13 protein-coding genes are annotated in these 13895 nt (G+C 57.6%); 1 reads left to right on the forward strand and 12 read right to left on the reverse strand.

Annotation, left to right across the window (positions count from 1 at the left end):
• Positions 1–19: 19 nt before the first annotated feature.
• The 12 genes from FQK12_RS24750 to thpR form a co-directional block, all read right to left on the reverse strand.
• Positions 20–2575, reverse strand: coding sequence for an outer membrane usher protein (locus FQK12_RS24750; protein WP_041165269.1), 2556 nt, complete (start codon positions 2573–2575; stop codon positions 20–22).
• Between the two features lie 45 nt (positions 2576–2620).
• Entirely contained in the window at positions 2621–3343 is a 723-nt protein-coding gene (locus FQK12_RS24755; protein ID WP_014227960.1) for a fimbrial chaperone, read from the reverse strand.
• A gap of 63 nt (positions 3344–3406) precedes the next feature.
• Positions 3407–4012, reverse strand: coding sequence for a fimbrial protein (locus FQK12_RS24760; protein WP_014227961.1), 606 nt, complete (start codon positions 4010–4012; stop codon positions 3407–3409).
• Between the two features lie 316 nt (positions 4013–4328).
• Positions 4329–4709 (reverse strand): aspartate 1-decarboxylase, encoded by a 381-nt coding sequence (panD, locus tag FQK12_RS24765; RefSeq protein ID WP_004098675.1) that lies wholly within the window; start codon positions 4707–4709, stop codon positions 4329–4331.
• A gap of 93 nt (positions 4710–4802) precedes the next feature.
• On the reverse strand, positions 4803–5657 hold the full coding sequence (gene panC, locus FQK12_RS24770; RefSeq protein ID WP_014227962.1) for a pantoate--beta-alanine ligase: 855 nt from the start codon (positions 5655–5657) through the stop codon (positions 4803–4805).
• Positions 5658–5668: 11 nt separating this feature from the next.
• The gene (gene panB, locus FQK12_RS24775) at positions 5669–6460 is read right to left on the reverse strand and encodes a 3-methyl-2-oxobutanoate hydroxymethyltransferase (protein ID WP_014227963.1); all 792 of its coding nucleotides are present in this window, start codon (positions 6458–6460) and stop codon (positions 5669–5671) included.
• Positions 6461–6579: 119 nt separating this feature from the next.
• On the reverse strand, positions 6580–7059 hold the full coding sequence (gene folK, locus FQK12_RS24780; protein ID WP_014227964.1) for a 2-amino-4-hydroxy-6-hydroxymethyldihydropteridine diphosphokinase: 480 nt from the start codon (positions 7057–7059) through the stop codon (positions 6580–6582).
• Entirely contained in the window at positions 7056–8453 is a 1398-nt protein-coding gene (gene pcnB / locus FQK12_RS24785) for a polynucleotide adenylyltransferase PcnB (RefSeq protein WP_071881716.1), read from the reverse strand. Before pcnB ends, folK begins: the two co-directional genes overlap by 4 nt.
• Positions 8454–8504: 51 nt before the next feature.
• The gene (gene gluQRS / locus FQK12_RS24790; RefSeq protein ID WP_014227966.1) at positions 8505–9386 is read right to left on the reverse strand and encodes a tRNA glutamyl-Q(34) synthetase GluQRS; all 882 of its coding nucleotides are present in this window, start codon (positions 9384–9386) and stop codon (positions 8505–8507) included.
• Positions 9387–9446: 60 nt separating this feature from the next.
• Positions 9447–9902 (reverse strand): RNA polymerase-binding protein DksA, encoded by a 456-nt coding sequence (dksA, locus tag FQK12_RS24795; protein WP_004098689.1) that lies wholly within the window; start codon positions 9900–9902, stop codon positions 9447–9449.
• Positions 9903–10066: 164 nt separating this feature from the next.
• A complete protein-coding gene (sfsA, locus tag FQK12_RS24800; protein WP_014227967.1) occupies positions 10067–10783 on the reverse strand; it encodes a DNA/RNA nuclease SfsA in 717 nt (238 codons plus the stop codon).
• Positions 10783–11319: an RNA 2',3'-cyclic phosphodiesterase gene (gene thpR, locus FQK12_RS24805; RefSeq protein ID WP_014227968.1), complete on the reverse strand. Its 537-nt coding sequence runs from the start codon at positions 11317–11319 to the stop codon at positions 10783–10785. The genes sfsA and thpR overlap by 1 nt, the downstream gene beginning before the upstream one ends.
• 72 nt (positions 11320–11391) lie before the next feature.
• Here thpR and hrpB point away from each other — a divergent pair, with 72 nt between their 5' ends.
• A complete protein-coding gene (gene hrpB / locus FQK12_RS24810; RefSeq protein WP_014227969.1) occupies positions 11392–13821 on the forward strand; it encodes an ATP-dependent helicase HrpB in 2430 nt (809 codons plus the stop codon).
• The last annotated feature ends 74 nt before the right edge of the window (positions 13822–13895 follow it).

A 13895-nucleotide genomic window follows, 5' to 3' on the forward strand; every position in this document is an offset into this window, starting at 1 on the left:
TCCCTGTAAAAAAGTGCCGTTACATCTGGCAGCGTTGATGACTCAGTAGACGGGTAAGCCCCACTTTTCTATCGGCACCGCTATCAGCGAGCTGATAATGAACGGTGCAGCGTCCTTCGCGGCCGCTTCCCCAGATAACCTGTAGTGTTCCGCTTTCCGTGACGCCGCGAACATAGGCCATACCGGCCTGTCCGACCGTGCCGATAGATTCGCCCCGTTCGTTTTGCACATCCGCGCCGAGCGGGATAAACCCCTTGTCGGAGCGCTGAAGCTCCAGCAGGAGTGAGCGCCCTTCGTTGGTTTCGAAATCAACCCGCACAACGGAGCCACTGCGGGGGACCACGACCGTACTGGTATTCTTCACTTCAACATCTTCTTCCATTGTGTCGATGTTGAGACCGACGCTATTTTCCCGATAGGCGGATAAGTAAGGTTGAATGGCATAGCCAAAGCGATTAATACGCCCGTCGCCATTCGTTAAACGAGCGCCTTCCGCCCCGGAGGCGTGCACCAGCGCCAGGGTATCGGTATCGCCAATACTGCCCGGGGCCAGAGTCAAGCCGCCGGAATGCAGCAGCATGCCGCCGCTGTAGCTCATGGAGTACTGGCGGCTGTCATCATCGGAAGCAGAAGCCGACAGGCTTAAGGGCCCCCACGGGCTGCTGTAGCTGCCGTAACCGCCAACCTGGTTGATTGACGAGCCATCTGACCGGCTGGCGCTGGTGTTAAGGCTGTAGCTGAAGCGATAGTCGTCGGTATTGCCGTTGGCGCTGGTGGAGATGTTATTGTTCGACTTCAGGTCGCTGTTGACGCTGGTATTGATGGTTGAAAAACCGAGCGGCCGTTTGTTGTGTCCCAGCAGGTTTTCCAGCGGAATACTCAGATTGAGGTAAACGCTGTCGTCCTTATCGCCATATTCGTTATAGGAACGCTGGAGTGAAACGCTATAGCTGGCCCATGAAAATGCGTCGTTATAACCGATAGAGTACTGGGAGGTAGAGGAGGTTTTGTTCCAGTAATCCTCCCAGCTACCGCTTACATACAGGTTGCCGCTGCTGGATTCCCAAAGGGATATCGGCTGACTCACATTGACCTGGAACTGATTTTTCATCCGCTGAAAACGGGAGTACTCCTGCTGCGACGCATTATCATGACGTTTGACGTTGCTATTTAAGGTGGCCGCGTCGCGTAACGACATATAGTTTTCGGTGGAGAAACGCCAGGCGGCAATGTTGAATGAGGTATTTGATTCCCTGAGTAGTTTGCTCCACGTCACGCGATAGCTCTGGCCCGTCAGGGTCTCCAGATTATCCATAGCGGTTGTTGAATGCGTGATGTCAAAAGCGAACGCGCCGATGGGCGTATTCGTCGCGATACCTGCTAACCCGGCGTAGTAGCCGATATCCATATACTGAAAGCCAGCATAGCCGGTGAAGGTGTTGTTTAAGCCGTAATATCCCGTGGCGTAACCTAACCTGGGCCTGTCATGTAAACCGTCATCATGCAGTTCCCCGGCGCCGATATCCCAGCGTCCATATCCGGGCCTGAGCATTTGAGTGACCGATGAGTAGGGTACCGAGAAAGTACGGATGCTGCCGTCCGCTTCTTCAATGGAGACATCCAGGTCGCTACCATAGCCGGTAGTGCTGAGATCGGTGATAGCAAAGGGCCCCGGTGGGACGGTGGTTTCATAAATCTTATTACCGTTCTGCTTAATCACGATCTTCGCATTACTTTTCGCCACGCCGCGGATCTCCGGGGCGTAGGTTGAGGCGCCGCCGGGCAGCATGCGATCGTCATTGTAAAAACGTACGCCGCGCAGGCTGAACGAATCGAAGCCATCACCGCGGGTATAAGAGTCGCCGATCAGAAACTGCGAGCGTAATGCGGCGACATCGCGCTGGAGATAAATATCCTGGCTGGTGTAATCGCTACCGGAGTCTTCATCCCAGTTGGCGTTGCCCCTGGCCCGTAGATGCCAGGCGCCGACATTCACGCCGTACTTCAATCCGGCATAAACCGAATCGGAGCTGCTGCTGTCGCTTTCGTTATGCCAGGCGTTGAGATCGTAAGAAACCATCGCGGCGTTAATCCCGTTCTGCCAGAGTGAAGGATCGACGTAACCGTTAGGGTGTTTAAGGGTGTAAATTTGCGGCATTGAGAGCGAGAGCTCCTGGGTGCCGATATCATAATTCCACGTCGATTGCGGATACTGTTGCGCAATATCGATACAGGCCGCGGATTCGAGATCCATTCCCACCGTTTTTACGCCAATTTGCGCCAGCAGCTTTGCGGTGAAGCAGGGCGTTGCGCGAGGCGTACCGTTATCATTAAAGGTAAAATCCACCAGCATCTTCGGCTGATTATTCAGTAAAACTTGCGTCTTATAGGTGCCCGGCGGCACCGGATTCCCTTTAGAAAAACGGCTGACGTCAATATTGCTACCGGTACTGAATAAAAACTGATCGTTAAATTCAACTTCATCTGAAGCCGCTGAAAGCGCTTGTTCCGCCATTACTGAGGACGGCAGTGCAATATATAGCGTTGTACACAATAACGATCGACGAAAAAACATGTTGTCCCTGTTCTTGTAAAGGCTGAGGTCCTTCAGCAGTAACAATTAATTGATGGTGGCTTGATGTTTTTCGGTACCACCAAAATCGTTAATAGCGATATATTCAATTCCCCCTCCCTGTAATGCTGGCGCATTTTTAACGGGAATCGTTTCATGAGAGAGCGGAGGAATAGTGTGAGAATCGACCTCTATTTTTTTTCCCTTCACGGTAATGGTCGCTTTAGCCATTGATATATAATAAGGGCTGCTATTATTGGCGATTAACGCGGTTCCTTGCTGCGTCCATTGCAGATTACCGGCGGCAACCGCCGGATCGCCCTGCAAACCATCCGGGCGAAAAAACATCTTAATGCGGGTGCGAAACGCCAGCTGCAATGCGTTTTGGCTATCGGCATCTTTTGCTTTTGGCGGCACCTCAAGGACGTTAAACCAGAACAGCGATTCCCGATCCTGGGCCAGAGGTTGTTGGGTCCACGTAATACGTACGGTTTGCCCCTTCGACGGGTCGATGCGCGAGACCGGCGGCGTGACGACAAACGGCAGCTTCAGCTCCTGAGGATTAACGGTATCGCGACCGTCATCAAGCCACGACTGTACCAGCAGCGGGTTATTACCGCGATTTTCCATTTTAACGGTGACGTCTTTGGACGACTGGGGATAGATAATACGGGTGCCGGAAATAACGATATCCGCACGGGCATTAAGCGTACTGAACGCCGCGCTGGCGCATACCAGCGATGTCAGCGTAAGTTGGGTAAAACGATCCATAACCATCAGCTCCCTGCAATGCGCCTGCTTTCAGCCGCAGACGCACAATCCATTACGTTACGATTACTCGTAAGACATAGTAAACGTCGCGTTGCTCGTCACTTTACCCGCGGTGATATCGTTGGTGCCTTTCACCCAATCGGCGCCTGGAACGTAGGCAACGCGATAAGCCAGTACGCCTTCGCCGCCTTTCAGGGTGGCGACCTGCGTGTTGTTATTCGGCAGGCCAACCTGAATGCGACTGGTGTCGGTGGTGCTGTTGTTAAACAGCGCCAGGCTCACGTTATCGGCATGACCGGTGACGCTCGGATCGGTTTTCAGCGTGCCGTTAGAGAGTTCGGCAAACTGCTGAGAGGTAAAGGTCGCGGATGCTTTGGTCAGCGTGTCCGGGCAGCTGCTCAGGTGCAGTTCGAACTCTTTTGAGCCAACGCCTGCATCAACGCTGGTACCTTCAACTTCTGATTTTTTTACCACCGGCATGCTAATGGTGACGTTGTTTGCATTAATGCCGTTATTAGTGGTGATGGTGCAAGTGGTATCAGAAACTGCGCCATCAAATGTGATAAGACCAACGTCGTTACCGATTGTAGTTACCGTATCTTCAGCAAATGCGGAAGCGGAGCCCAAAGCCAGAATAATTGATGCGGCAGCAATGGTTAACTTATTCATAGATAAACATCCATATAAAATTAAACTTTCCCATAACGCGTGGGAGCAGCCTAAATAATATTTAGGTGCCAATGATTCTATTCTTTTAGATGAGGGCTAATACTTAATATTTTTACAAAATAATGTAAGTAATGACGGATTGATTTTTGCTTTCTATGTGTGATAAGGGGGTAAGTCTATTTTTAAATAATCTAATGATGTGATTGAGAAAGGTAGTGGGGGGGTAATATTGATCACAATGATCATATTATATCGAAGAATAATATAAATCAAAAAAATAATAGCTCCGGATAGAGTTTCGGAGCTATTGATAATATCAGGCAACCTGCACCGGAATCGCTTTGGCCTGGCGCTTCATTTCGTTTTCGCCTTCGAAATAGGCCACTTTCGGCTGCCAGGTGCGGGCTTCTTCGTCAGGCATGGTGACGAAGCTGGCGATAATCAGAATATCGCCGACGCTCGCACAGTGTGCCGCCGCGCCGTTCACGGAGATAATTCGCGAACCGCGCTCCGCGGCGATGGCGTAGGTGGAGAAACGATTACCGTTGGTCACGTTCCAGATATGAATTGCCTCGTTTTCAAGGATGCCGGACGCATCCAGGAAATCCTGATCAATAGCGCAGGAGCCTTCATAGTGCAGGTCGGCCTGCGTGACTTTTACGCGGTGGAGTTTGCCCTGCAGCATATTACGAATCATAACGTCTACCTTTAAAGCTTAACGATAACAAAGCGGACGTGACGCCCGCCTTGAGGAAATTCCAGGCAGTATTGCCCGATTTTTAACCCGTGTCTACCGAACGAGCGCCACTATCTGGTTGTCGATCAAACGCGCTTCGCCGAGCCATGCCGCCATCAGGATCACCGCGCGCTGGCTGTTTTCCGTCAGGTCGAGCAGCGTGTCGGCATCGCGGATCTGGATATCATCGGCGCGGAAGCCTTTTTCGTTCAGCTCCTGCGCGGCAATCGCGATAATCTCGTCAAGATTGCGCTCGCCGGCCGCCAGCTTCTCCGCCGCGCCATTCATCACCTTATACAGCCCCGGCGCAACTTTGCGCTGATCTGCGCTGAGATAGCCGTTGCGTGAACTGAGCGCCAGCCCATCTTTCGCGCGCATAATCGGTACGCCGATAATCTCGATGTCGTAGCCCATATCGGCCACCATTTTGCGGATCAGCGCCAGCTGCTGGAAGTCTTTTTCGCCGAAGCAGGCGACGTCCGGCTGGATCAGGTTGAACAGCTTGCTGACGATAGTGGAAACGCCGCGGAAGTGGCCCGGACGACTGGCGCCCTCGAGCATCGTCGACAGCCCCGGAACATCCACGTAAGTCTGATTTTCGAGGCCGTGCGGATAGATTTCCGCCGCGGCAGGGGCAAAGACAAAATCGACCTTACGCTTGTTCAGCTTTTCGCAATCGTCCTGCAGGGTACGCGGATAGCGCGCCAGATCCTCGGCGCGGTCGAACTGCATAGGGTTGACGAAGATACTGGCCACCACCACATCCGCGCTGGCTTTGGCGGTATCAACCAGCTTCATATGACCATCGTGCAGGTTGCCCATGGTGGGAACCAGCGCAATGCGCTTGCCTTCCTGGCGTAAACGACGGATATGCTGGCGCAGCAGCGGCAGGGTTTCAATAATCAGCACAACAACACTCCTTAATGGAAACTGTGTTCTTCGCCCGGATAGGCGCCGGACTCCACTTCGGCAACATATTGCCGTACCGCGGCGCGCATGTCGCCCGCTGTGCTCAGGAAATTTTTGGCAAATTTGGGAATATGGCCGCCGGTAATGCCGAATGCGTCATGCATGACGAGGATTTGCCCGTCGGTGACGTTGCCCGCGCCGATGCCGATCACCGGGATGGTTAACGCCTCGGTGACGCGTTTCGCCAGCTCGACCGGTACGCACTCCAGCACCAGCAGCTGTGCGCCCGCCGCTTCCAGCGCCAGCGCGTCATCCAGCAGAACTTGCCCGGCATCGCCGCGGCCCTGAATTTTATAGCCGCCGAAGACGTTCACCGACTGGGGCGTCAGACCGAGGTGCCCGCACACCGGCACCGCGCGCTCGGCAAGCATTTTCACGGTGTCCGCCAGCCATGCGCCGCCCTCGATTTTGACCATATTGGCTCCCGCGCGCATCACGATGGCGGCGTTCTCGAAGGTCTGTTCCGGCGTGGCGTAAGCCATAAACGGCAGATCGGCGAGCAGCAGACAGTTGGGCGCTCCGCGGCGCACCGCGCGCGTGTGATAGGCAATGTCTTCTACGGTCACCGGCAGGGTGGAGTCGTGGCCCTGCACCGTCATGCCCAGCGAATCGCCGACCAGCATCACGTTGATACCCTCATCGGCAAACAGCTTTGCAAAGCTGTAGTCGTAGGCGGTGATAGTGGCGAAGCGTTTCTTCTCCTGTTTGCATTTCTGCAGCAGGGCGATAGTGGTCGGTTTCATAACGTTTCCTGATGATGAAAGTCATTTTAACCGGCATTCTAGCAGCCGCATTCAGGGGGGCAATGGTTTTAGGCAACCGATTACCACGATCGCCGTAATTGCTAAAAAATGAAGGGGTATTACCAGGCGGCGGGTTTTTCCGCGCCGAGATTGGCCAGCACGTCGCGCAGCGCCGGGCCGTCGGGGAAACGCAGCTCAGGGGCGATTTCAAACAGCGGCCACAGCATAAAACCGCGGTTTTGCATATCGTAGTGCGGTACGGTCAGGCGCGGGGTGTTAATCACCTCATTGCCAAACAGCATGATGTCGAGGTCCAGCGTGCGCGGTCCCCAGCGTTCAGCTTTACGCGTGCGGCCCTGCTGCAGTTCGATGCGCTGGGTGTGATTGAGCAGCGCGTCTGCGTCCAGGGTCGTTTCCAGCGCCACGGCGGCGTTGAGATAGTCAGGCTGATCCTGTGGCCCCAGCGGCGGCGTACGGTAGAAAGAGGAAACGCTTATCACCCGGCTGCCAGGAATCTCCGACAGCGCGTTGACGGCAGCGTTAACCTGCTCCAGCGGCGAGGCCAGATTGCTGCCGATAGCGATATAAGCGAGCGTCATGCGCTACCTTCGCGACGCGGCGCGCGTTTGCGCGGACGGCGGTGGCGGCGACGTGGAGCCGGATCGTCGCCTAAATCATCCAGCATATCTTTCTGAGCCGGCGGCGCGGCGACCTGGAACTCGCCCCACCATTTGGTCAGGCGCTGTAGTTCGCTATTGTTCTCTGCGCCGGCGCGCAGCTCCAGCAGATCGTAGGCGGCGCGGAATTTGGGATGCTCCATCAGCTTCCACGCGCGTTTGCCCTGACGGCGGGACATCCGTAGCTGAAGCTGCCAGATATCGCGCACCAGGGTGGTGATGCGTTTCGGGATCGCCAGCGTACGGCAGGCCTCGTCCAGCACGTCGTTCATCGCCAGCGCGAAGGCGTCGTAGTAGGCCAGCCCGCTTTCCTGGGCGATTTTCTGCGCGGTTTCCAGCAGCGGGTACCAGAACATTACCGCGAACAGGAACGCCGGATTAACGCGCATGTCGTTGCGAATGCGGTTATCGGTATTCTTCAGCACCTGGCTGATGATGCGCTCCATCGGACTATCGCCGCGCTCGGTGAAGTAGCGGGTAATGGTCGGGAACAGCGGCTGGAACAGATTATATTCGCGCAGCAGGAGATAGGTTTGATAGCCGTCGCCGGCTTGCAGCAGCTTTAACACTTCTTCAAACAGGCGTGCCGGGGGCACATCGTGCAGCAGCGTCGCCAGGCGCGGGATCGGTTCGGCGGTCTCTTCGCTGATGCTCATACTGAGCTTCGCCGCAAAACGCACCGCGCGCAGCATGCGCACCGGATCTTCGCGATAGCGGGTTTCCGGATCGCCGATCAGGCGGATGACGCCATCCTGCAGATCTTTCATGCCGCCGACGTAGTCGCGGACGGTGAAATCCGCCACGCTGTAATAGAGGCTGTTGATGGTAAAGTCGCGACGCTGGGCGTCTTCTTCAATCGAACCGAAGATATTGTCGCGCAGCAGCATGCCGTTCTGGCCGCGCTGGGAGGTGACGCGATCGGTGGTGTGGCCTTCGTGATGGCCGCGGAAGGTCGCGACTTCGATAATTTCCGGCCCGAACATCACGTGCGCCAGGCGGAAGCGACGGCCGACCAGGCGGCAGTTGCGGAACAGCTTACGCACCTGCTCCGGCGTGGCGTTGGTGGTGACGTCAAAATCTTTGGGTTTTTTGCCCAGCAGCAGATCGCGTACGCCGCCGCCGACCAGCCACGATTCGTAGCCCGCCTTATTGAGTCTGTACATGACCTTGAGGGCATTTTCACTGATATCTTTGCGGGAAATTGCATGCTGCTCGCGCGGGATAACCGTCATATGTAGTTGTTCGACGGCGGCTTCTGCCTCGCGCTCTTCACGGCTTAGCACCTTACGGCAAAAATTAGCGACTCGGGTAAAAATGGTACACCTCGTAGTGTCAGACGGACTTCAGGACAAAAAAATAGCGGCTAATCATAGCTCAGCAGAACGCATTTGAGAATGCTGGATTTGCTCCGGCCGCCAGTTCGCTACCGCGTACTTGAGTAAATCCTCAATGCTCAGCGTCTGCCATTCCTGAATGACATCCTGATTAAGAAACGTTAGCGCCCGCACAATTTCCGGGCGCGGATCGCCTGTAGATAACGCCGGAGCGTGGTTTTGCTTCGACAGTTTATTGCCCTGCGCGTTGAGGACCAGCGGCAAATGGATATAGTCCGGCGCCTGCCAGCCAAAATGCTGATAGAGCGAAATTTGCCGCACCGTCGGCTCGATAAGATCGGCGCCGCGGACGATTTCGCTGACGCCCTGAAAATGATCGTCCACCACCACCGCCAGATTATAGGCGAACAGCCCATCGCGACGGTGGATAATAAAATCTTCACGCGCCAGAGGTTCGTCGGCGACGATCGTACCGCGTAGCTGGTCATAAAATTCAAGGACCGGACGCGTTTGCCGCAGGCGCAGAGCGGCGTTTTCCGCGCCGAGGCGTAAATCCCGGCAGTGGCCGTCGTAAAGGCCGCCGATAGCGTGGATACGCGCGCGGGTGCAGGTGCAGTAGTAGCAGAGGCCCTGCTCGCGTAGCCAGGCCAGGCGCTCACGATAGGCTTCGTGGCGTTTTGACTGCCAGAGTACCTCTCCGTCCCAGTGCAGGCCGAAGTGCTCTAACTGACGAAGAATAGTCTCGGCGGCGCCGGGGACTTCACGCGGCGGATCGATATCTTCAATGCGCACGCGCCAGATACCGTTCTGCGCCCGAGCCTGGAGATAGCTGCCAAGCGCGGCAATCAATGAGCCGAAGTGGAGTTCGCCGGAAGGTGAGGGGGCAAAGCGCCCGATGTAGTGGGAATCTGTCATCGTATGACTAAAGCATCAGAGCGGGAGAAAGCTCCCGCCAGAGATGCGTCAGCGAAGTGATTAGCCTGCCATCTGTTTTTCGCGAATTTCCGCCAGCGTTTTGCAATCAATGCACAGGTCGGCGGTCGGACGCGCTTCCAGACGACGGATACCAATCTCAACGCCACAGGATTCACAGAAGCCGAAATCTTCGTCTTCGACTTTTTTCAGCGTTTTCTCGATCTTTTTGATCAGTTTACGTTCGCGGTCGCGGTTACGCAGCTCCAGGCTGAACTCTTCTTCCTGAGCGGCACGGTCTACCGGATCCGGGAAGTTAGCAGCTTCATCCTGCATATGCGTTACGGTGCGATCCACTTCATCCCTAAGTTGATTACGCCACGCTTCAAGAATGCGCTTGAAGTGCGCCAGCTGGGCTTCGTTCATATACTCTTCGCCCGGCTTCACTTGGTACGGCTCCACCCCAGCGATGGAGAGAATACTCAGGGACGATGTTTTACGGTTTTGCCCTTCTTGCATGTTGCTTCTCCTTAACACGCACTATCGATCCCCGTGTTGGGGGAAAAATCAGGCCGCTATAAATAGCAGATGCTTTTCCGGATAGCAATTATCTAAACGTTACACTTGACAACCCTGTGAGGAAAAGCGTATTTGCGCTCGCGACCCGAATACTATTTAGCCGTTTATTTACCGGGGGTTAACACCACGGTAATCGGCTTATTCAGAGTCATCATCTCGGTAGAAAGTTCCGCCTTGTAGGCGAGAATTTCCACCCCCTTGTTTTGCGCCTCAATCAATAGCTGTGCGTATCTGGCATCAATATGATGCGCGGGTGAGAAACGGTCTATCGCCGAGTGCAGCACGGCGAACAAAATCACCGCCCGATCGCCCGCTGCCGCCACGCTCATCAGCTCCCGCAGGTGCTTCTGACCGCGTGCGGTAACCGCATCGGGGAAGTAACCGTATTCCTTTTCCGCCAACGTAACCGATTTCACTTCAATATAGCAGTTTTGTTGGTCATCTGCTTGTAACAGAATATCAATGCGGCTGCTTTCATCACCATACTTCACTTCGCTTTTCAGCGCGTTATAGCCCAAAAGCTCGGGAATATTTCCTGCCAGAATCGCCTCTTTTGCCAACGTGTTAGCACGTAGAGTATTAACACAAATTGTCGCGCCCTCTACGGTTTCAGTTAATTCCCACGTGTGGGCATATTTGCGCTTAGGATTATCTGAGGTGGAATACCAGACGGTATCGCCCGGCGCGGCGCAGCCGGTCATGGCGCCGGTGTTGGGGCAGTGCAGGGTCAGCTCGCGACCGTCGGGGGTGACCACGTCGGCGAGAAACCGTTTGTAACGTTTAACCAGGGTGGCGGACTGCAGGGGAGGAGTGAACAGCATCAGCTTTCCTTGTCGAAGGGATAACGTTCCAGCGCCTGATAGCGGGTGCGCCCGCGGCTAAAGCTGGATTCGTAGAGCACAAATTCGTTGACCGCAAACGCCCAGCTAAATCCGGGCGGCGGAATCGGCACCGCGTGGCGCGCGTCGCGCAGCAGGGTTATATGCGGATGAAACGGCTGCGGGCTCTGATAGCAGCCGCTGCGGGCGGCCTGGGCGCGCAGCATATTCGCTAATTGCAGCACCCCGCGCGGCGGCTGACGGGTGCCCAGCCACACCACCCGCGAACGCAGCCACTGCCCGGCATCGTCAAGCGTCAGGGTAAAGCCCGGCTGGCGGATCCGTCCGGCCATCGCTGACAGCGCCCGCTGCTTGTCCGCGCTCACCTCGCCAAGAAACGCCAGCGTCAGATGGAGGTTAGCCGCCGCCACCGGTCGCCCCGCATCGCCGGGAAAGCTGGCGGCGCGCCAGTGCACGATCTGCTGCTGAACGTCCCCGGGTAGTTCAATGGCGAAAAACAGCCTTTTCGGCTTGGACATGATAGAGACTCGGTAATGAATTACCGGGATGCTACAATGCTTGCCCGCAAATGTTAACCTCCGGAGCGTTTCGTGTCCTCATTGCCGGTTGCCGCCGTCCTCCCTGAACTTCTTTCTGCCCTGCGGCATGCGCCGCAGGTTCTGCTTAATGCGCCAACCGGCGCCGGGAAATCCACCTGGCTGCCGCTGCAAATCCTCGCCGAAGGTAACATCAACGGACGCATAATCCTGCTGGAGCCGCGGCGGCTGGCCGCGCGTAACGTGGCGCAGCGGCTGGCGGAACTGCTGGGAGAGAAGCCCGGCGAGACCGTGGGCTATCGCATGCGCGCGGAGACCTGCGTCGGGCCGAACACGCGCCTCGAAGTGGTGACGGAGGGCATTTTAACGCGGATGATCCAGCGCGATCCGGAGCTGAGCGGCGTGGGGCTGGCGATCCTCGATGAATTCCACGAACGCAGCCTGCAGGCGGATCTGGCGCTGGCGCTGCTGCTCGACGTTCAGCAGGGGCTGCGCGACGATCTCAAACTGCTGATTATGTCGGCGACGCTGGACAATGAACGCCTGCAGCGGCTGCTGCCGGAGGCGCCGGTTATCGTCTCTGAAGGGCGCGCGTTTCCGGTTGAGCGGCGTTTTCTGCCGCTGCCGGCCCATCAGCGCTTTGACGAGGCGGTGGCGGTGGCCGCCGCGGAGCTGCTGCGCAGCGAAAATGGCTCAATGCTGCTTTTTCTGCCCGGGGTGGGAGAGATTCAGCGCGTTCAGGAGCGGCTGGCGGAGCGGGTGGCGAGCGATGTGATCCTTTGCCCCCTGTACGGCGCGCTGCCGCTGAGCGAGCAGCGTAAGGCGATACTGCCCGCGCCCGCCGGGATGCGCAAAGTGGTGCTGGCGACCAATATCGCCGAGACCAGTCTGACCATCGAGGGGATTCGGCTGGTGGTGGATAGCGCCCAGGAGCGCGTCGCCCGCTTTGACGCCCGCACCGGGCTCACTCGCCTGGTGACGCAGCGCATCAGCCAGGCCTCAATGACCCAGCGCGCCGGACGCGCCGGGCGTCTGGAACCGGGGATCTGCCTGCATCTGCTGGCTAAAGAGCAGGCCGAGCGCGCGGCGGCGCAGGGCGACCCGGAAATTCTGCAAAGCGATCTGTCGTCGCTGCTGCTGGAGCTGCTGCAGTGGGGATGCCAGGACCCGGCCCAGCTCAGCTGGCTGGATCTGCCGCCTGCGACCAACCTGGCGGCGGCCCGGCGTCTGCTCACCGACCTTTCTGCGCTGGAAGGCGAGCGGCTGTCGGCGCACGGGCGCAAAATGGCGGCGTTGGGCAACGATCCGCGCCTGGCGGCGATGCTGACCGCGGCGGAGGATGCCGATGGCGCCGCCACGGCGGCTAAACTGGCGGCGATCCTTGAAGAGCCGCCGCGCGGCGGCAATAGCGATCTTAGCGCGGCGTTTGCCCGTCAGCAGGGTAACTGGCAGCAGCGGGCGCAGCAGCTGATGAAAAGGCTGGCGGTTCGCGGCGGTCAGCCCGATGCCGACAGCATCGCGGCGCTGCTGGCCTCCGCTTTTGCCGACCGTATCGCCCATCGTCGCGGCCAGGAGGGGCGCTACCAGCTGGCTAACGGGATGGGGGCGATGCTCGACGCCGACGATGCGCTGGGCCGCCACGAATGGCTGATTGCGCCGCTGCTGCTGCAGGGAAGCGCATCGCCGGACGCGCGGATCCTGCTGGCGCTGCCGGTCGATATTCACGCGTTGATTGAGCAGTGTCCGGCCCTGGCCCGGCGTTCCGATATCGTCGAGTGGGATGAGGCGTTAGGAACGCTGAAGGCCTGGCGGCGCACCTGTATCGGACGCCTGGTGATTAAGACCCAGCCGCTGGCGAAGCCGTCGGAAGAGGAGCTGCACCAGGCGATGCTCAACGGGATCCGCGAGAAGGGACTGAGCGTGCTAACCTGGACGCCGGAGGCGGAGCAGCTGCGTCTGCGGCTACACTGCGCGGCGCGGTGGCTGCCGGAGGAGGCGTGGCCGGCCGTTGACGAGGCGTCGCTGCTGGCCTCGCTTGAACAGTGGCTGCTGCCGCAGATGGCGGGCGTCCATTCGCTGCGCGCCCTGAAGGCGCTGGACGTGCGTCAGGCGCTGCAAAACTGGCTGCCGTGGCCGCTGCGCCAGAAGCTGGACAGCGAGCTGCCCACGCACTATACGGTGCCGACCGGTAGCCGCATCGCGATTCGTTATCACGATGAAAACCCGCCGGCGCTGGCGGTGCGGATGCAGGAGATGTTTGGCGAAGCGACCACTCCGACTATCGCCCAGGGGCGCGTGCCGCTGGTGCTGGAGCTGCTTTCGCCGGCGCAGCGCCCGCTGCAGATCACCCGCGATTTAGGCGCCTTCTGGCAGGGGAGCTACCGCGAGGTGCAAAAAGAGATGAAAGGGCGCTATCCCAAGCACGTCTGGCCCGACGATCCGGCCAATACCGCCCCGACCCGGCGCACCAAAAAGTATTCGTAGCCGGAGAGTTCCCGGGTTGCGGCGTAAACGCCTTATCGGGGCTACCGGACCAGTACCGCCAGTAGCCCTGCTAA

This window comes from Klebsiella sp. ME-303, from assembly GCF_007910085.1.
Classification (GTDB): Bacteria; Pseudomonadota; Gammaproteobacteria; order Enterobacterales; family Enterobacteriaceae; genus Klebsiella; species Klebsiella michiganensis.